The organism is Pseudocoprococcus catus, from assembly GCF_019734885.1.
GTDB lineage: Bacteria > Bacillota > Clostridia > Lachnospirales > Lachnospiraceae > Coprococcus_A > Coprococcus_A catus.
On record NZ_JAAXCM010000034.1, the window covers coordinates 35909 to 54728 of the forward strand.

Consider the following 18820-nt stretch of genomic DNA (forward strand, 5'->3'; position numbering starts at 1 on the left):
TGCATATTTATTATATATCAATCTGTGGTAAAATAGTATCAGAGTGATTAAGAAAAGAAAGGAATTTTCATGATGGATAAAGGAACAATCTTTAAATTTTATAATGATCTTGATACAGACCAGATTATCGCATCGCAGTATCTGCTGCTGCCGAATCTGGAAGAAATGAAAGCCCATACATTTGAGTCTCAGGACCCGGATTTTGCCAAAAAGGTACAGCCTGGTGACTTTGTTGTTGCCGGTGAGAATTTTGGCTGCGGTTCTTCAAGAGAACAGGCTCCCGGTGTGTTAAAAGCCCTTGGCGTGAAAGCAGTGATTGCCAAATCCTTTGCCAGAATTTTCTTCAGAAATGCCATCAATATCGGACTGCCGGCTATCGTCTGCAAAGATCTTCCGGATGATGTCCAGACAGGGAATACAATGATCCTTCACATGTCTGAAGGTACTGTAGAAGCCAACGGAAAGACTTACACATGTACAAAACTTCCGGAATATATGCAGCATATTTTAAATCAGGGCGGTCTGATCGCTTCTTTAAATAAAGAGGAGGACAAATAAGATGGGAATGACAATTGCAGAGAAAATTATTGCCGCAGCTGCAGGTGTTGAAAGCGTACGTCCCGGCGATATCCATACAGTAAATCTTGACAAAATGATGAGTAATGACGGTACAACACATCTGACCGTTGACATGTACAACAATCAGCTGAAGCATCCGCATATTGCGGATCCGAAGAAACTGGTTTTTATTGTTGACCACAATGTGCCTTCTGACAATCCTAAAACAGCTGCATCCCAGAAGAAGATGAGAGATTTTGCCAGAGAAAACGGCATTGATTTCTGGGAAGGAAAGGGTGTCTGCCATCAGATCATGCTGGAGAATTATGTCCGTTCAGGAGAGTTGATCTTCGGTGCAGACAGCCATACATGTTCTTATGGTGCTGTCGGTGCTTTTGGTACCGGTGTAGGATGTACAGACTTCCTTTACGGCATGGTCACAGGTACATCATGGGTATTGGTGCCAGAAACTGTCAAATTTAACCTTGTCGGGAAATTACCTGAAGGTGTCTATGCCAGAGATCTGATTCTTGAGATCATCGGCACTGTCGGTGCCAACGGCTGTAACTATCAGGTTATGGAGTTTACAGGCGAGGGAGCCAGGACACTGAGCATTTCAGATCGTATTGCTCTGTGCAACATGGCTGTTGAGGCCGGTGCCAAAACAGGTATTTTTGAGCCGGATGAGAAAGCTATTGCTTACCTTGAAGAACACGGACGCAAACCAAAGGCCATTTATCACAGTGATCCGGATGCAGTTTATGTAAGAGAATATACATTTGATCTGTCAAAAATCCGCCCTGTTGTGGCCAAACCTGATTTCGTAGATAATCTCTGTCCGGCTGAGGAAGTCCAGGGAATTAAGATTGATGAAGCGTTCCTTGGTTCCTGCAATAACGGCCGCATTGAAGATCTTCGGGTGGGTGCATCTATTATCAAAGGCCATAAGGTTGCTGACAGTGTTCGTTTCCTTGTTGTACCTGCCAGCCTTGAAATTTACAAACAGGCATTAAAAGAAGGTCTGATCGATATCTTTATGGATGCCGGTGCCATTGTCATGAACCCGAACTGCAGCGTCTGCTGGGGAAGCTGTCAGGGCGTCATCGGTGAGAATGAAGTACTGATCAGCACAGGTACACGCAACTTCAAGGGGCGTGCCGGCCATCCAAGCTCCAAAGTTTATCTCGGTTCCGCAGCAACAGTAACAGCATCCGCCATTGCGGGAAAGATTGCTTTAGCTGAAGATATTCATTAATTGATAAATACATAGTATCCGGAGAATGATTCGCAGGATTTACAGCAATCTCCAGAGTAGATATGGCAATCAGCTGACTGCGGGTAACGATCCGGATAACAACAGCGAAATGACGATGAGGTGTAACAGATATGGAAAATATGACAGGTAAGGTTTGGGTACTTGGCGATGATATTGATACCGATATCATTATTCCCACAGAGTATCTGGCCATGAAAACAATTGACGATATGAAACAGTATGGTTTCAGTCCCCTGCGTCCTGAACTGGCAGGGCAGATACAAAAAGGCGACATCATTGTTGCCGGCAAGAATTTCGGCTGCGGTTCCTCGAGAGAGCAGGCACCTGAGATCATCAAGGCATTGGGCATCCAGTGTGTCATTGCCAAATCCTTTGCAAGAATCTTTTTCAGAAATTCCATCAACAACGGTCTGCTTCTGATCGAACAGCCTGATCTTCATGATGATATCAAAGAAGGCGATACCATTACCGTTCATATGAATGAGCATATTGACTACAGCGGCAAAGAATATCCCATCGCCTCTCTGCCTGAAAATCTCATGAACATCATTCAGGCAGGCGGCCTTGTAGGTGCCATGCGAAAGCTGAACGGATTGGATTAAGAGAAAGGAGCAGACAATGGGCGAGACAATTATTGAAAAGATTATCCGACATAATACAGGAAAAAATGTCAAACCTGGCGATATCGTCACAGTGAATGTAGACCGCGTCATGATTCATGATATTTTTATTCCTTTTGTAGCAGAAAAATTTGAAGAAATGGGTTTTACAAAACTCTATGATCCGGAAAAAGTGATTCTGATCTATGACCATCTGGTTCCCGCCAGCCAGCTGGATGATACAAGGCATTTTCGTATCGGTGATGCATTTGCAGCCAAATACGGCATGCCTCACGTCCACAGAAGTGATGGTATCTGCCATCAGCTGATGACAGAGGCCGGTTACGTTAAACCGGGAGACGTTGTTTTCGGTACAGACAGCCATACAACAACTTACGGCTGTGTTGGTGCCTTCTCATCCGGTATCGGCTATACAGAAATGGCCAGCATTCTCGGTACAGGTACGATGTGGATCAAAGTGCCTGAGACAATCAAAGTTGTCATTGAAGGAGAACTTCCTGTCAATGTCATGTCCAAGGATATCATCCTTCGCCTGATCGGTGATCTCGGTGCAGACGGTGCGACTTACAAAGCACTTGAATTTACAGGCAGCACGGTTGACAATATGTCTGTGGCAAGCCGTATGACCATGTCCAATATGGCCGTTGAAGCCGGTGCCAAATGTGCCTTATTTACACCGGATGAAAAAACAGCTGAATATTGTGATGTCACTCTCAACGATTATCAGAAGAGCCTTAAAGGCGATGAGGATGCCGTTTATATGAAAACCATCACTTACCGTGCCGAGGATTTCGTGCCTGTAATGGCCTGTCCTTCACAAGTGGACAAAATCCGTGATGTCAGCACCCTTGAAGGCACACCGATCGATCAGGTCTTTATCGGTTCATGTACCAATGGCCGTCTGGAAGACCTTTCAGCGGCAGCAGAGGTCTTAAAAGGACAGAAAGTCGCTGATTATGTTAAACTGATCGTTACCCCTGCCAGCCGCAAGATTTATAAGCAGGCTGTGGACCAGGGCATCATGGAAATCCTGGCAGATGCAGGTGCTATTATTACCCATCCTGGCTGCGGTCTTTGCTGCGGCCGAACAGGCGGCATCCTGTCTGACGGAGAACGTGTTGTTGCTACCAATAACCGTAATTTCCTGGGCCGTATGGGTACATCCAGTGTCGAAATTTATCTGGCATCCCCGAGAACAGCAGCAGCCTGTGCAGTTGCCGGTAAAATCGTCACTCCGGAATAAACAGGAACTCTTTCTAACTGCCCACAAATTATCATTATAAATAAATTCATTCTATGAAAAACCGTGTTTGTACTTTTCTGTGCAAATGCGGTTTTTCCCTTTTTCCTCTTCCGTTATTCCGGAATTTGGATTATACTGTTTTTATATTTGTCTGCAACCTATTGCAGATCTTTTGTTTACGATGGGAGGAAATCATATTGAATAAACTACTGAAAACACAATCCGCCCCCAGGATTATTGCCAGCGGCTTTGCCCTGGTGATTTTTATCGGTTCGTTATTGCTGATGCTGCCATGCAGCATTCAGCCCGGCACTCATTTGAATTACATTGATGCCTTATACACATCTACCAGTGCCGTCTGTGTCACCGGCCTGACAGTGGTGGATGCCGGTGATACTTTCACGGCTCTCGGGCAATTTTTCCTGGCTGTGCTAATCCAGATCGGCGGCTTAGGTGTCACATCCATCAGCGCTGGCGTCATTCTGGCCATGGGCAGACGTGTCAACCTGAAAGGGCGAATGCTCATTCGTGAGTCTATGAATCTGGATGCAGGCCGGGGACTGATCGGTTTTGTCTATACAGTTTTTAAAACTACCCTGCTAATCGAATTGATCGGCGCAGCACTGAGTTTCATCGTTTTTATACAGGATTATTCCCTGTTCAGGGCCATCGGCGTCAGTCTGTTCCATTCCGTTGCCTCTTTTAATAATGCCGGATTTGACATTTTTGGCGGCGGACAGAGTATGGTTCCCTATGCGGATAATATTTTTCTGAATATCATTACCTGTGTCCTCATCTTTTTCGGCGGCATCGGCTTCCTTGTTATTCAGGAATTATGGCAAAAGAAATGTCAATGGAAGAAGCTGTCCATGCATACCAAAGTCGTCTTATCTGTCAGTCTGACTTTGATCATCATCGGTACTTTATTGATCAAATTAACAGAACCCGTTTCGTGGTTATGTGCGCTGTTTCACAGTGTTTCCACCCGAACAGCCGGTTTTGCCTCACGTCCTATCGGCGATTTCGGTGCTCCTGCATTACTTGTGATGATCGTGCTGATGTTTATCGGTGCATCTTCGGGATCAACAGGCGGTGGCATCAAGACGAGCACCTTTTTTGTCTTGATCCGGGGAATTTTTTCAGCAGCCACCAACCAATCGGAAAAGGCCTTTCATTATTCTATTCCGAAAGATGCCTTCAAAAAAGCCGCCGTTATTTCCATTCTGGCGGCAGGTGTCGTCATCACATCCACCTACATTCTGATGATCCTGGAACCGCAGGTGGATCTGCTGGATGCATTATTCGAAATGACCAGTGCCTTTTCAACTGCGGGATTATCAACCGGTATTTCATCCGGTCTGCATCTTCCTGCCAAAATACTTTCAATCATGATGATGTTTACCGGAAGACTCGGACCACTGACCATTGCCTCTTTATGGTATTTTTCACGTGGAGAACTCGCACTTTATCCCGATGGCAATATTGTTGTCGGATAACGTCAGACCAATATTTCAACAGACAGGAGATAAAAATGTTAAATTTAAAAAATAATTCATATTGTTCCAGGAATTCAAAAAATAAAAACATGACTTACGGTATCGTGGGTCTCGGCCGTTTTGGTTCGGCACTGGCCATGGATCTGGCTTCAGCCGGAGCAGAGATCGTTGTAATGGATAAAAACGAGGAAAGGGTCCGGACCCTGCGTGAAATGACTGAACATGCCTACGTTGTTGCAAATCTGGACAAAAAAACGCTCATTGAAACCGGTATCCAGAACTGTGATGCCGCCATCGTCTGCATTGCCGAACATCTGGATACATCCATACTGACGACCCTCAACCTTGTCTCACTGGGTATTCCAAGAGTCATTGCCAAAGCAGCAACCGCAGAGCATGGGATTATTCTTGAAAAACTGGGAGCGGAAGTTGTTTTTCCTGAACGGGATATGGCCATCCGCCTTGCAAGCCGCCTTGAAAATTCACATAATCTTGATATAGTTCAATTGAGCGAACAGATCAATATATCCAAAACAATTGTAGCAAATGCGGCAATTGGGTTAAGTGTCAGAGATATCAACCTCAGAGAACGCTTTGGCCTGAATATCATTGCCATTCAAAGTGACGATATCGTTATCAATCTTGTAACACCGGATTATAGATTCAAAGAAGGGGATATTCTCTTTGTTTCCGGATCCAAAGAAGGTATTTTCAAGCTCAATCAGTGGCTCAACGATTAAGATGCTTTTCTGATGCATTTTTTGTTTAAAATGTATCTTATTAAAATCATCCGACAGGAGGAACGCCACATGATACGCATTTTAATTGTGGAAGATGAAAAACCCATTTCAAACCTGATCAGGCTGAGTCTGACAAAAGCAGGTTATCACTGTACGTGTGCTTATGACGGCAATGCCGCTGTGGAACTGCTGGATCAGGAAATCTTTGACTTAATTCTGCTGGATATCATGCTGCCGGGAGCTAACGGTTTTGAACTGATGGATTACATCAGACCGTTGGGGATTCCTGTTATCTTTCTTACCGCCGTCAATTCTGTAGGCAACCGTGTCCGAGGATTGAAAATGGGAGCGGAAGATTATATCATCAAGCCCTTTGAGATCATTGAATTGCTGGCCAGAGTGGAAGTCGTTCTCAGACGTTACAACAAAATGATCCGGCATCTCCATGTGGCCGGTATTGATATTGATACCGTCAGTATGGCAGTCAAAAGAGGGGACGATGAAATCCAGCTGACTAATAAAGAGTATGAATTGTTATTATTATTCGCCAGGAATCCCGGTATTGCCCTCTACAAGGAAACGATCTACGAACGGGTATGGGGCGGTGAATATGTTCCGGGATCAAGAACAGTAGAGCTTCATGTACAGCGTATGCGCAAAAAAGTCGGCTGGGAGAAAGCCCTTGTTACTATCCCGAAAGTGGGCTACAGATTGGTGGACACAACATGAAATTCAAATACAAAGTGATGCTTTATATGACAGCCTTTCTTTCATTCTTCTATGTGGTCAGTGCCTGTCTTTTGATCTTTGTCTCATTTCAGACATCACTGAACAAAGAAAAGGCCAATGCACTGAACACCCATCGAATGATCCAGAATATGCTGCTTGTTTCAAAGGATATGAATCAGAGAGCCTATCAATATACCCTTAATCAGCTGGCCAGCCAGAATGCTTCCATGTGGAAAGGCATCCGTCTCAAAGAAGCCAAAAATCGGATCCTTTATTATGAGAGTGGCTATATGCCTTATTTACTGACACAGGATGATATTCAGACGATGGAAGAGGAGACCTGCTGTCTGATCCGGTATATCCAAAAAGGTACAAGTCATTTTGTCCAGATTTCAGGTCTCATAGATACCGGCAGCACCTCCCTTGTTCTGGAGATTTCCCAGGATGTGACACAGGTTTATGCTGCCCGGGAGACACAGCTTCAAATCTACAAAGCCATTCTTGCCTTTGTCCTGACGGCTGGTTCTATAGGTGCACTGCTGATCTCCGAAAAATTAACGAAACCTATTCGTCAGCTGTCGGAAACATCCCGTAAAATTGCAGGAGGCAACCTGTCTATTCGGTCGAATATTCATTCCGGTGATGAGATTGAACTGCTGTCCAGAGATTTCAATCACATGACAGACAGTCTTGAGGACAATATCCGCAAAATGGCAGACAGTATCCGCAGACAGGAAGAATTTATGGGAAGCTTTGCCCATGAGTTAAAAACACCTATGACATCCATTATCGGTTATGCCGATCTAATGCGCAGTCAGGCACTCACCAAAGAAGAGCAGCAGGAAGCAGCGGAATATATTTTTTCTGAGGGACAGCGCCTTGAAAGTCTGTCATTAAAATTGCTGGATCTGCTGGTCCTCAAAAAGAGAGACTTTGAATTTCGTCCGACAAATCTTCAGGCTCTCATAGAAAGTGCTGTCAGAACAACACTGCCGTCTATGGAAGGAAGACAGATCCGACTGAAAGAACGGTCAGATGAAGGGCTCTGCCTATTAGAACCGGATCTTACAAAATCTCTGATCGTTAATCTGATCGACAATGCCAGAAAAGCCATAGATAACGGAGGTTCCATCCTTGTGACCGGCAGACTGACATCAGAAGGCTGTGAAATTACGGTAACAGATACCGGTCGTGGTATGAAAAAAGAAGAATTGGCCCGTATTACGGAAGCTTTTTATCGTGTTGATAAATCCCGTTCCCGTGCCCAGGGCGGTGCCGGCCTTGGCCTGGCACTCTGCCAGGAAATTGCCCAGCTGCATCATGGCGGACTGTTATTCGAAAGTACCCCCGGAAAGGGAACCATTGTCAAAGCTATTTTAAATGGAGGCAGCATGAAATGAGATTAAAAAAGAAATATCTGTTACTGCCCGTGGTCACGCTTGCTGTTATCCTGCTTTGCTTTCTGCTTCCATCTATATTTTTTCAGATCTATGATCAGGAATGGACCGGCAAAAGGGTAGAAAAATCCGCCAATGCCTCCGGGCTCAGCATCGACAGCATGCCATTCAGTGAGAAAATCACTATGATCCAGGATTTGGATCAGATAGAATCCGCATTAAACGAAGAGAGTGTAAACCTGGATGCAGCTATTCTAAGCAGAGGCTACAAATTAACCAAAGAAGAGGCCTGGAATAATATCATAGCAGAATTCATGAAACTGGCTGATGATCTTGAATCGATTATGCCTGAATTTTATAAATATATATCATTCCTGCAGGATTACAATGACGCCATCACCTACTTTGCTGAGCCAGGTTCTATTAAAGCGGTTCTTGTTACAGATCAAGAAGGAAATTCAACAATCATATGGACCATCTGTTTTCAAATGAGCTATGACTTTTTAAATAATATTCAAGCAGAGGCTTATGCATCCGCATACATTTCCCTGCCTTACGTGGAACTCTACTATGACGAAAGCAGCGGCTATCTACTGGGGGCTGAAATTTATAATCTGGATATCGGTGATATTACCAGCATGAGGACTATTGCGGATGCAGAATGGCAATGGCGTGATGCAGAATTTCCATATAGTGGAGAAATCACTTTCGAAAATTATATAGACTGCTATTTTCTGAAACGTTATGCAGAGTATGCAGGCTGGCCATCCGGCAAAAAATCTACAGAATGGTATCCCACATCAGATGCAATGATGGCTATGCAGACAACGAAAGACAATGATACGCTCCGTCTGACATGTTCTGTCTATCTAGATATGGAACATTTTTTAAACATCAAGCTGAATAGAGAAAACTAATGCAATTGGCAACAGCAAAAAAATCGCCGAGGGTTTACTCGGCGATTTTTGTCATATAAGGTTTTAAGGCCGATAATACAAGGGTGTAAGAAATCTTTGCAAGACTTTCCGGTGTATCATCAAAATTATTCTTCATCCAGCTGATGATCAGCCCAAGACATCCGGCAATACAAAAGCTGTTGACTCTTTCAAGGGTACGCTCATCTAAGTGTACCAGATAAGGCTTCAGATATTTCATACAGTGACTGGAAATAATCTGTTCAATCTGGCGCATGAAAGCAACATCTCCATTCGGACCGAGAAGGGCAGAAGCAATTTCTCTGTTGTCTGCAATAAAAACAAACAATTCCGTAATATGCGGCATGGTTTCTCCAATTTTCACCGGCTCATCATTATGGATAATCTCCAGGATCTCATTCTTCAGATCATTCTCCGTCTGCTCCATCAGATCATAAATATCTGTATAATGCAGGTAAAAAGTCGAACGGTTAATATCCACTTCTTCCACCAGTTCTTTAACTGCAATTTCTTTGATGGTTTTCTCTTTTAATAATTTAGCCAGACCATGTCTGAGCTGCGCTTTTGTCTTTCTAATTCGGCGATCCATCTTTTCAGCCATTTCATTTCCTCCCAATTTTATATCCTAAAGCCTTTCAAAACATGAGGTACTCTGATCGATTTTGTTTATTATGTATACAAATCAACATTATATCTATTAAACTATACAATAAGTATAAATATTAATCAAGTCCCTTTTTTCAGTAATTCGTTTAAAAAAACAGACACAAGCAGCCTTTTTTTCTATTCTTTCCCATGCATGATCATCCAATACCCAACTCACACTGACAAAATATTTTAAATACAGCAGGTCCGGCAAAAATAAGGCTGTTTTCTCATTCTTTAGTATGACGAGCCAATAAAAAATCCCCGCTATAATAAGGACAAATTCAGAAAAAAGAAGGATTGGGACGATGATTGAAAATTTACTTGACAGACAGACGATTCATCCGGAAACCGCCGGCATGATGGCATGCATCACCCACCGCAGGATACTGGTCACCGGCGGCGGTGGCTCCATCGGCAGCGAGCTGTGCAGACAGATTGCCGGATATCATCCAAAACAGCTGATCATTTTTGATATTTATGAAAACAACGCCTATGAACTGCAGATGGAGCTTCAATTCCGATATCCAAAGCTGGATCTGATCGTGCTGATCGGTTCTGTAAGGGATGAGAAGCGGGTCATGACTATTTTTAGAAAATACCGGCCCGAAATTATTTTTCATGCAGCCGCACATAAGCATGTCCCATTGATGGAGACAAGTCCCGGTGAAGCTGTGAAGAATAATATTATCGGTACTTTCCATATTGCCAGTGCCTCCGACAAATACCATGCATCCAAAATGATACTGATCTCCACAGATAAGGCCGTCCGGCCAACAAATGTAATGGGTGCTTCCAAACGGATCTGCGAAATGATCATTCAGGAATTCTCACAAAAATCAAGAACCGATTATGCGGCTGTACGCTTTGGAAATGTCATGGGCAGCAACGGCAGTGTCATTCCCTTGTTTGAAAAGCAAATTGCCCATGGCGGTCCTGTCACCGTCACACACCCCGATATGACGCGTTATTTTATGACGATTCCGGAAGCTGTGACACTGGTACTCCAGGCAGCAGCCTTCGCAAAGGGCGGAGAAATATTTATTCTCGACATGGGTGAACCTGTACATATTCTTGAACTTGCAAAGAAGATGATTCGTCTTGCCGGATTGATTCCCGGACAGGATATTCCGATTGTATTTACTGGTCTGAGACCCGGTGAAAAGCTTTATGAGGAACTGGTCATTGATAAAAGACATCTGAACCGGACATCCAATGACAAAATTTTTATCTGCCAACAGGAACCCATTGATATCTTCCAGCTGAAGTCAAAAATGAAACTGCTTTACCATGCAGCAAAGGAGGAGAGCAGTGACATGAAATGGCTGTTGAAAGAACTGCTGCCGGAATATCATATACCGGAAAAAGAAGATACCCAGATTCCTCTAAACGGATAAGAACACAGGAGGCAAATCATGCACCGTCATAAAAGGAACAGACACCGTTACTATAAAATCAAACACTTGACAGATATTTTCATTGGCTTCATCTTATCTGTTTTGATGATACCTTTATTTTTGATCATCGGAATCAGTATTGTCATAGAAGATGGATTTCCGGTGATCTTTAAGCAAAAACGTTTCGGCATCAACCGTTCATTCTTTGAAATCTATAAATTCCGGACAATGAAACGGCATACGCCTCATGACTGTCCCACTCATTTACTGAATGACCCGGATCAATATCTGACAAAAGTCGGAAGATTTCTGAGACAGTACAGTCTGGATGAATTGCCTCAGTTCATCAACATCGCAAAAGGCGAGATGTCCCTTGTAGGTCCAAGACCGGCACTGTGGAATCAGCCGGATCTGATCCAGGAAAGAGAACGTTATGGCGCCAACAGCATTTTCCCGGGGCTCACCGGATGGGCCCAGATTCACGGAAGAGATACACTGGAAATCAAAGACAAGGCTGCCTACGATGGCTACTATGTGCAGCATCTTTCATTTTTCCTTGACCTGAAATGTCTTTTTGGCACAGTTATCGCCGTTCTTGAAAGAAAGGGCTTCATGGAAGGAGGAACCGGAAACAAAGACCAGCCTGTCAAACATAAACTAATCATCTGCACTAACCATTCGTATATGTTTTATCAGTTTCATCGTGAATTGATCGAAGCGTTAGCAGATTCTTACCGGATCCTGCTGATCACACCATTTACCGGCCATATAAAAGAACTGACAGACGCAGGGGCAAATTGTAAAAGAACAGTCATTGACAGGCGGGGCTGCAATCCTTTTAATGACGCCAGACTACTCATTGATTATTTGCGTCTTTTTCGAAAGGAAAAACCGGATTTGGTCATTACGTATTCCATCAAGCCTAATATTTATGCCGGCATCCTCTGCCGGATTTTGAATATTCCGTATTGTACCAATATCCAAGGGCTTGGCACCGCTTTTCAAAAAGAACCTATTGAAAAATGGGTAACGGCACTCTATCGATATGCATTGAAAAAAGCCTCCGTTATCTTCTTTGAAAATCGTGCAAATGCCCATCTGTTTTTGGAAAAGAGAATTGCTGCTCCCGGACAGATCAAAGTTTTGCCCGGTGCCGGTGTAAATCTCCGGCAGTATGCCTACCACCCTTGTCACAGGGGACGAAAGGTGATTCATTTCCTTTATCTCGGCCGCTTGATGAAAGAAAAAGGCATTGATGAACTCCTTACTGCTTTCTGTTTTCTGCACCACAAATATGGAAGCCGTGTGCTGCTTGATGTTGTCGGCTTTTTTGAAGAAGCCTATCGTGAAAAACTCCGGCAATTGACATCATTGGGCATAGTCATTTTTCATGGCTTTCAAAAGGATCCGATTCCTTTTTACTGCAATTCCGACTGCGTCCTTCTGCCAAGTTACCATGAAGGCATGAGCAATGTTCTTCTTGAAGCGGCGGCTATCGGACGACCTGTTATTTCAAGTGACATTCCCGGATGCCGTGAAGCTGTTCTGGACAAGGTCAGCGGATATCTCTGTCAACCGGGAAATTCCCAGTCACTCTATCAGAAAATGGATGCTTTTATGCAGCTGGATGAAGAACATCGTATACTAATGGGGCTGGCAGGAAGACAACATATGGAGGTCAATTTTGACCGAAGAAACGTCGTGGCAAAGGCATCCCAGATACTCCGCACCATGACATGAAGGGAAAATAAATGATACTGACAAATTACTGGTGGCTGATTCTGTGGCCGATTCTGATGGGGCCGATTCTTGCACTGACACTGCCAAAAACAGAGGTGTCTGTATTCGGCATCACCCTGGAACGCTGGCACCTGGTTGCTGTATGGATACTTGTTCTGCCCTATATTTTCTGGTGCATGAACCGTTCAGAGTTTGCGGATACAGAAGTGTACAGAAGTATGTTTTTGGAAGTACCGTTGCCGGCATCAGCATTCACAAATTATTTATCCGGGCATACCAAGGATCGTGGCTTTTTTATCCTCATCTGGCTTCTGAAACATTGGATCGGCAATAACGATCAGGCTTTTTTCCTGATCATCGCAGTCTTTCAGCTGTTTTGCGTGGCTTCCTTTTTCAGACAGTACTCCAAAGATTTCTGGTTATGCTTCTTTATGTTTGTCGCATCCACAGATTATCTTTCCTGGATGTTCAATGGTATGCGCCAGTTTATCGCCGTATCCATTATCCTTATCAGCTTCCGATGTCTGCTCAATCGTCACTACTTTCTGATGCTGCTGCTGATTTTGCTGGCTGCCTCCATTCATGGATCCGCCCTGCTGGTGCTTCCGATCCTCCTGATCATATATGGGAGAGCATGGAATAAAAAAACCATTTTGCTTCTGATGACAGTGATCATGATGATCCTGTTTGTTCATCCGCTGACCGATATCATTGAAGAGCTGCTAAGAGATACCCAGTATAACGATATTGTCACCAATGATATCTGGCAGCAGGATGATGGCACCAATATGCTGCGCGTTTTATTTTATTCTGTTCCGGCACTGTTATCACTGGCAGGAAAATCCTATATTGATGAGGCTGATTCACCACTTTTAAATCTCTGTGTCAACTGCAGCATCTGCACCGCAGCCGTCTATCTACTTAGTGCTTTTTCTTCTGGAATTTATATAGGAAGAATTCCTGTTTTAACAACACTTCAGGGATATATTATCCTTCCATGGCTGATAGACCGGATGTTTACCAGGACATCTGCCTGGCTGGTGAGAATTGTTTTTATCAGCGTCTACCTGATATTTTTCTATTATCAGATGCATATTGCATGGCAGCTGATCTAAAGGAGGAAAATGAATGATCCGGATATTGCATATCGTTACTTATATGGGCCTAGGCGGACTGGAAACCATGCTGATGAACTATTACCGGCACATGCCAAGAGACCGGATTCAATTCGATTTCCTGGTTCACCGTGAATTTAACGCAGATTATGACAAAGAAATCCTGTCCTTGGGCGGCAAAATCTATCATTTTCAGAGGCTAATTCCATGGAGCCGCAGATATCGCCGGCAATTAACGGCCTTCCTTGGCAGCCATCCTGAATACAGGATCATTCATGTCCATCAAGATTGTTTCAGCGCCGTCGCCTTAGAGTGTGCCAAACAATGCCGGATCCCTGTACGCATTGCCCATAGTCATATCAGCAGTCAGGACAAAAACTGGAAATATCCATTGAAATGCTATTACAAAAACAAGATTCCCTCCGCTGCCACTGACTTTTTTGCCTGTAGTCAGAAAGCCGGCGAATGGATGTTTGAGGGACATTCTTTTTCTGTGCTTCCAAACGCCATAGATGCTGCCCGTTTTACATACCGGCCGGAAGCCTCCAAGGCTATACGGCGTAAACTGCATATTGATATCCGGGCCTGTGTCATCGGACATGTAGGAAGATTTCATCCCCAAAAAAATCATGGCTTTCTGATTGATATTTTTTATGAATTTCTGAAACACCATCCGGAGAGTATCCTGCTTCTGGTGGGAGACGGCAGCGGGAGAGCAGCCATCCGAAGAAAGATTAACCGGCTTGGCATCAGCAGTCATGTCTGCTTCACCGGATCGCGTGGGGATGTACCTGATCTGTTGCAGGCCATGGATGTCTTTGTTTTTCCATCCCATTATGAGGGGTTGGGTATTTCCATTGTTGAAGCACAGGCAGCCGGTCTTCCCTGTCTTATTTCAGACACCATTCCTGCAGAATGCATTGTCACAAAGCACCTGGTTGTCCGATATGATTTGAAAAAAACGCCTGATGCGTGGGCAGAGAAGATAACATCCCTTCTTCATCTGCCAAGAAAAGATCGCACAGATGAGATCAGACAGGCAGGCTATGATCTGGCACAGGCAGCCGAAAAACTTGAAACATTTTATGCAGAGGCCAAAAGGAGGAATCGATCATGGCTCTTCTGACAATTTTTACTCCATCCTATAACCGATCCCATACATTATCGCGGGTTTATAAAAGTTTGTGTCATCAGACCTGTATGGATTTTCTGTGGCTCATTGTGGACGATGGCTCAACGGACGGTACCGCTGCCTGTGTCAGAAGATGGAAGCAGAGCAGTCCCTTTCAGATACAATATCTCTATCAAAAAAACGGTGGTATGCATACAGCCCACAATACAGCCTATGCCCATATCCACACTGAATTAAATATGTGTCTGGATTCCGATGACTGCCTTGTGCCTGATGCTGTTGACCGGATCAGGCACACCTGGGTTCAGGTCCGACACAAAGGCTACGGCGGAATGATCGGATTGGATGCAGACTTAAATACCGGAAAAATTATCGGCAGGGCTTTTCCTCCGGGACTGACCGCCACAACCCTGGGCGGTTATTATGCCCGGGGCGGTGCAGGAGACAAAAAACTGATCTACCGGACAGATATCATGCAATCACTTCCGCCGTATCCGGTATTCGACGGTGAAAAATATATGGGGCTTGCCTACAAATACATACTGGCAGATCAGCAATACAGACTCTATGTGATCAATCAGGTACTCTGTAACGTTGAATACCAGGCAGATGGATCAACCAGAAATATGTGGCTGCAGTATCTCAAAAATCCAAAGGGATTTGCCTGTTTTCGCAAGCTGTCCATGATCTATCCCAGAAGCCCCTGCCGTATGGTCATAGACTGCATTCACTATTGTTCAAGCAGTATAATCGCCGGCAACCCAAGATTCGTTGAGGAATCCCCCAGAAAATTTCTGACCCTTTTATGCGCCCCTATGGGATGGCTGCTTACATGTATGATCAACAGAAAGGTTCATGTGCCATGATCCCTAAAAAAATACATTATTGCTGGTATGGCGGCGCCCCTCTTCCTGCAAAAGCCAGAAGATGCATGAAAAGCTGGGAAAAATATTGTCCGGATTACGAAATAATCCAATGGAATGAGCAAAATACAGAAATTCTTCAGATTCCCTATCTTCAGTGGTGCCGGAAGCATAAAAAATATGCTTTTTTAAGTGATTATGTTCGTCTTTTTGTCATTGAAGCTTATGGAGGCATATATTTTGATACCGATGTGGAGATTATCCGCTCTTTTGACCCTTTGCTTTCATGGTCCGCATTCTTCGGCTTCGAGACAGATCATCTGATCAATACAGGCATCGGTTTCGGTGCCGAAGCACATCACCCGTTGATCAGCCAGATGCTGGATGAATATCAGGAGATCCTTCAGCAAAACCCCTTCCAGGTCATCGGCTGTCCTCACTTAAATACCGGTGCACTGTTAAAATGCGGTCTCAGGGCCACCGGACAATTTCAAACAATCGGAGGGGCTGCCGTCTTTCCTGCAGAATACTTTAATCCTTTTGATCCTGCCACGGGACATCTGCATCTGACAACAAAGACATATTCCATCCACTGGTACAACGCCTCATGGATGTCCACGGCCAAACAGCTTCGAAACCGAGTCGGCAGGCCCTTTCACCGGCTTTTTGGAAAAGATTATTTCAGAAAGGCAGGTGACTAAATTCATGAAGACATTGATCTTTCTGCCTTATTTCGGAAAAAGGCCCGCCTATTTTAACCTGTGGCTGCATTCCTGCGGGTATCAACAGGATTTTGACTGGCTGATTTTGACAGACCATTCTTTACCATGTCCGCCGCCTGACAATGTGAAAGTTATTCAATGTACATTGTCAGAATTAAAACAGCACTTTCAGAAAAAAACAGACCTGCCCCTGTCCCTTGAAAAGCCCTACAAATTATGTGATTATAAACCTTTTTATGGCTATTTCTTATCTGAACATCTGGATGGATACGATTACTGGGGCTATTGTGACTGTGACCTGATTTTCGGGAATATCAGAAAATATCTTACCCGGCAGATACAGACAGGCTATGACAAATGTATCCGCACCGGCCATTTCAGCGTGATCAGGAATTCAATGGCGGTCAATAACGTTTTTATGAAATATGCGACCCACAAAATAGTACTGACATCCCCTGTCGTCTATGGCTACGATGAGACCGTCAATGGTTATCATCCCGGATTTACAGGTGAATTGATCAGGGAGGGTTTTACATTTACCGATCTTGAAGAGGTTATCGCAGACATTGATTTCAGGCATTTTCCTTTTTATGAGATCCACCGTTTCGGCGGCCCATTCATTTACCTTTATGAACGGGGAAAACTTTATCGGATTTGTTATGAAAAAGGCACACCCGTCAAAGAAGAATGCATGTATATCCACCTTCAGAAACGGCACATGCATGTGGAACCGGGCATCGATCCGGAGCATTTTATCATCTGTCCAAACCGATTTGTCAGATATCCCGAAGCTTTTCAAAAGCATGACTGTCTTTTGATCGGCGAAACACTCTGGACACAGAGCAATCAGGAAAAATTCGGTTATTTTAACAGACCAAAAGAAAAGCTTCTGAATGTTTACCGTGATTTCAGAAGATTGCTTTACGAACCGAATAAAATAGACAGTCTTTTGTACCGCAACAAGAAAGGTAATGATCAAAAATAATGAAAAAAATATTCATCGCAGCCACTGATATGGCCATCGGCGGAGCTGAGCGGGCACTGCTTGGACTATTGAATGCCCTGGATAAAGAAAAATATCAGATTGATCTGTTTTTGCTGCATCACAGCGGCCCTCTGATGGAGCTGATCCCAAAAGAGATCCGGCTGCTTCCTGAAATCCCGAAATATGCAGATTTGGGTATTCCGATTCAAAAAGTACTGAAACACGGTCACCTGGATATCTTTTACGGCCGTCTGAAAGGAAAAATAAAAGCAGGACAATATGCAGCAAAACATCAATTAAAAAAAGACAATTCCGTCAGCATTCATTACAGTTTCAAATATACGCTGCCTTATCTGCCGGTCATCAGCGATACCCTCTATGATCTGGCCATTGGCTTTACCATTCCTTATTATCTTGTTGATCAAAAGGTACAGGCCTCAAAAAAGGCTGCATGGATACATACCGATTACGCCATGATCGACGGAGACAGGGAAGAAGAGCTGAAGGTATGGGATGTATATAATCACATTATCTCTATTTCAGAAGCGGTCACCCGGTCTTTTGTAAGCGTTTATCCTTCCCTTGCAAAGAAAATCTTTTTGATGGAAAATATCCTCTCACCGGACCTGATCAGAAAGCAGGCTGATCTTTTTGACATACCTCCGGAATTTTCCGATGGTGCAGCATCTATTCATCTGCTGTCTATCGGCAGACTGACAAAAGCCAAAAACTTTGACAATGTACCTGATATCTGTGCCAGATTGATTCATGCCGGCTGGCCTGTCAAATGGTACATCATCGGTTTCGGCAGTGACCAATCCCTTATCGAAGACCGGATATGTGAAGCACAGATGGAAAATAATGTCTTTTTGCTGGGAGAAAAGGCGAATCCCTATCCCTACATCAGGCACTGCGATCTCTATATCCAGCCCTCCCGGTATGAAGGCAAATCCATTGCTGTGAGAGAAGCACAGATCCTGCATAAGCCTGTTGTCATTACCCGTTTTCCTACAGCAGACAGTCAATTAAAAAACGGCATCGACGGTCTGATCGTTCCTATGAATAACGAGGACTGTGCAGAGGGTATTGCAATGCTTCTGGGTAATCCCAAAAAACAGCTGGCATTGATCCGGCATTGTCAGTCCGAAGATTTTTCCACTGAAACGGAAGCATTGAAAATTGATCAATTATTTGAAAGCTCCTCTGTGAGTCCAACCATTTTCTGAC

The 18820-nt window shown here is 44.1% G+C and carries 17 protein-coding genes and 1 pseudogene; 17 read left to right on the forward strand and 1 reads right to left on the reverse strand.

All coding sequences use genetic code 11. The features are described 5' to 3' along the window. Positions 1-72: 72 nt before the first annotated feature. The 9 genes from HED67_RS09875 to HED67_RS09915 all read left to right on the forward strand — a co-directional run bounded on the left by HED67_RS09875 (position 73) and on the right by HED67_RS09915 (position 8976). A complete protein-coding gene (locus HED67_RS09875) occupies positions 73-558 on the forward strand; it encodes a LeuD/DmdB family oxidoreductase small subunit (protein ID WP_178438681.1) in 486 nt (161 codons plus the stop codon). Position 559: 1 nt separating this feature from the next. After that, a complete protein-coding gene (locus HED67_RS09880; RefSeq protein ID WP_221718193.1) occupies positions 560-1813 on the forward strand; it encodes a 3-isopropylmalate dehydratase large subunit in 1254 nt (417 codons plus the stop codon). A 131-nt stretch (positions 1814-1944) separates the two neighbouring features. Further along, a complete protein-coding gene (locus HED67_RS09885) occupies positions 1945-2436 on the forward strand; it encodes a LeuD/DmdB family oxidoreductase small subunit (protein WP_178438553.1) in 492 nt (163 codons plus the stop codon). Positions 2437-2452: 16 nt separating this feature from the next. Next, positions 2453-3697, forward strand: coding sequence for a 3-isopropylmalate dehydratase large subunit (locus HED67_RS09890; RefSeq protein ID WP_178438555.1), 1245 nt, complete (start codon positions 2453-2455; stop codon positions 3695-3697). Positions 3698-3894: 197 nt separating this feature from the next. After that, the gene (locus HED67_RS09895; RefSeq protein ID WP_246612180.1) at positions 3895-5193 is read left to right on the forward strand and encodes a TrkH family potassium uptake protein; all 1299 of its coding nucleotides are present in this window, start codon (positions 3895-3897) and stop codon (positions 5191-5193) included. A 35-nt stretch (positions 5194-5228) separates the two neighbouring features. Next, positions 5229-5933 carry a potassium channel family protein gene (locus HED67_RS09900; protein WP_221718194.1) on the forward strand — a complete coding sequence of 235 codons (705 nt, stop codon included), beginning with the start codon at positions 5229-5231 and terminating at the stop codon, positions 5931-5933. Between the two features lie 69 nt (positions 5934-6002). Next, positions 6003-6662 (forward strand): response regulator transcription factor, encoded by a 660-nt coding sequence (locus HED67_RS09905; protein WP_221718195.1) that lies wholly within the window; start codon positions 6003-6005, stop codon positions 6660-6662. After that, entirely contained in the window at positions 6659-8062 is a 1404-nt protein-coding gene (locus HED67_RS09910) for a sensor histidine kinase (protein WP_221718196.1), read from the forward strand. Before HED67_RS09905 ends, HED67_RS09910 begins: the two co-directional genes overlap by 4 nt. Next, positions 8059-8976, forward strand: coding sequence for a hypothetical protein (locus HED67_RS09915; RefSeq protein WP_221718197.1), 918 nt, complete (start codon positions 8059-8061; stop codon positions 8974-8976). Before HED67_RS09910 ends, HED67_RS09915 begins: the two co-directional genes overlap by 4 nt. A gap of 34 nt (positions 8977-9010) precedes the next feature. Here HED67_RS09915 and HED67_RS09920 read toward each other — a convergent pair whose 3' ends face one another. Continuing rightward, entirely contained in the window at positions 9011-9595 is a 585-nt protein-coding gene (locus tag HED67_RS09920) for a TetR-like C-terminal domain-containing protein (protein ID WP_221718198.1), read from the reverse strand. A gap of 355 nt (positions 9596-9950) precedes the next feature. Here HED67_RS09920 and HED67_RS09925 point away from each other — a divergent pair. From HED67_RS09925 to HED67_RS09965, 8 genes and pseudogenes are all read left to right on the forward strand, one after another. Further along, positions 9951-11036: pseudogene (locus tag HED67_RS09925) on the forward strand (UDP-N-acetylglucosamine 4,6-dehydratase family protein); the annotation flags it as partial. Positions 11037-11054: 18 nt separating this feature from the next. Further along, positions 11055-12776 carry a sugar transferase gene (locus tag HED67_RS09935; protein ID WP_330656546.1) on the forward strand — a complete coding sequence of 574 codons (1722 nt, stop codon included), beginning with the start codon at positions 11055-11057 and terminating at the stop codon, positions 12774-12776. 11 nt (positions 12777-12787) lie between these two features. Then, the gene (locus HED67_RS09940) at positions 12788-13891 is read left to right on the forward strand and encodes an EpsG family protein (RefSeq protein ID WP_221718199.1); all 1104 of its coding nucleotides are present in this window, start codon (positions 12788-12790) and stop codon (positions 13889-13891) included. A gap of 13 nt (positions 13892-13904) precedes the next feature. Beyond that, complete coding sequence (locus tag HED67_RS09945; RefSeq protein WP_221718200.1) at positions 13905-15017, forward strand: glycosyltransferase family 1 protein; 1113 nt, start codon at positions 13905-13907, stop codon at positions 15015-15017. Continuing rightward, a complete protein-coding gene (locus HED67_RS09950) occupies positions 15005-15889 on the forward strand; it encodes a glycosyltransferase family 2 protein (RefSeq protein WP_178438590.1) in 885 nt (294 codons plus the stop codon). Before HED67_RS09945 ends, HED67_RS09950 begins: the two co-directional genes overlap by 13 nt. Continuing rightward, positions 15856-16587: a glycosyltransferase family 32 protein gene (locus HED67_RS09955; protein WP_178438593.1), complete on the forward strand. Its 732-nt coding sequence runs from the start codon at positions 15856-15858 to the stop codon at positions 16585-16587. The genes HED67_RS09950 and HED67_RS09955 overlap by 34 nt, the downstream gene beginning before the upstream one ends. Positions 16588-16591: 4 nt before the next feature. Beyond that, a complete protein-coding gene (locus HED67_RS09960; protein WP_221718201.1) occupies positions 16592-17593 on the forward strand; it encodes a DUF6625 family protein in 1002 nt (333 codons plus the stop codon). Continuing rightward, positions 17593-18819 (forward strand): glycosyltransferase, encoded by a 1227-nt coding sequence (locus HED67_RS09965; protein WP_221718202.1) that lies wholly within the window; start codon positions 17593-17595, stop codon positions 18817-18819. The genes HED67_RS09960 and HED67_RS09965 overlap by 1 nt, the downstream gene beginning before the upstream one ends. The last annotated feature ends 1 nt before the right edge of the window (position 18820 follow it).

Coding starts and splice junctions, on each gene's coding strand:
- HED67_RS09965 (WP_221718202.1), top strand. CDS start 17,593: ATGAAAAAAATATTCATCGCAGCCACTGATATGGCCATCGGCGGAGCT.
- HED67_RS09920 (WP_221718198.1), bottom strand. CDS start 9,595: ATGGCTGAAAAGATGGATCGCCGAATTAGAAAGACAAAAGCGCAGCTC.
- HED67_RS09955 (WP_178438593.1), top strand. CDS start 15,856: ATGTATGATCAACAGAAAGGTTCATGTGCCATGATCCCTAAAAAAATA.
- HED67_RS09940 (WP_221718199.1), top strand. CDS start 12,788: ATGATACTGACAAATTACTGGTGGCTGATTCTGTGGCCGATTCTGATG.
- HED67_RS09945 (WP_221718200.1), top strand. CDS start 13,905: ATGATCCGGATATTGCATATCGTTACTTATATGGGCCTAGGCGGACTG.
- HED67_RS09875 (WP_178438681.1), top strand. CDS start 73: ATGGATAAAGGAACAATCTTTAAATTTTATAATGATCTTGATACAGAC.
- HED67_RS09885 (WP_178438553.1), top strand. CDS start 1,945: ATGGAAAATATGACAGGTAAGGTTTGGGTACTTGGCGATGATATTGAT.
- HED67_RS09905 (WP_221718195.1), top strand. CDS start 6,003: ATGATACGCATTTTAATTGTGGAAGATGAAAAACCCATTTCAAACCTG.
- HED67_RS09880 (WP_221718193.1), top strand. CDS start 560: ATGGGAATGACAATTGCAGAGAAAATTATTGCCGCAGCTGCAGGTGTT.
- HED67_RS09960 (WP_221718201.1), top strand. CDS start 16,592: ATGAAGACATTGATCTTTCTGCCTTATTTCGGAAAAAGGCCCGCCTAT.
- HED67_RS09890 (WP_178438555.1), top strand. CDS start 2,453: ATGGGCGAGACAATTATTGAAAAGATTATCCGACATAATACAGGAAAA.
- HED67_RS09915 (WP_221718197.1), top strand. CDS start 8,059: ATGAGATTAAAAAAGAAATATCTGTTACTGCCCGTGGTCACGCTTGCT.
- HED67_RS09910 (WP_221718196.1), top strand. CDS start 6,659: ATGAAATTCAAATACAAAGTGATGCTTTATATGACAGCCTTTCTTTCA.
- HED67_RS09950 (WP_178438590.1), top strand. CDS start 15,005: ATGGCTCTTCTGACAATTTTTACTCCATCCTATAACCGATCCCATACA.
- HED67_RS09935 (WP_330656546.1), top strand. CDS start 11,055: ATGCACCGTCATAAAAGGAACAGACACCGTTACTATAAAATCAAACAC.
- HED67_RS09900 (WP_221718194.1), top strand. CDS start 5,229: ATGTTAAATTTAAAAAATAATTCATATTGTTCCAGGAATTCAAAAAAT.